At 65.5% G+C, this 226-nt stretch carries 1 pseudogene; it reads right to left on the reverse strand.

From position 1 onward, the window contains the following. Positions 1 to 7: 7 nt before the first annotated feature. A pseudogene (locus EYB28_RS19895) lies at positions 8 to 226 on the reverse strand (IS481 family transposase); the annotation flags it as partial.

Below are 226 nucleotides of genomic sequence, written 5' to 3' on the forward strand. Positions count from 1 at the left end.
GCCATTGTCATTTCTGGGTGCTGGTGCCGCGTGGCTGGTAGTCGCGGGTGAGGTCGATGGTGAGCTCGCGAAGGATCTCCCCGGTGGCGGCGTTGATGATGCGCACGTCGTGGTCGTGGATCAGGAGCAGGACGTGGGTTCCCGCGTGGGCTCGTCCGATGCCGATGTGGCGTAGCTTGCCGGCGATGCGCAGGGTGACGCAGCCGGTCTTGTCGATCTTGTCGCG

The organism is Isoptericola sp. BMS4, from assembly GCF_011634835.1.
GTDB lineage: Bacteria > Actinomycetota > Actinomycetes > Actinomycetales > Cellulomonadaceae > Isoptericola.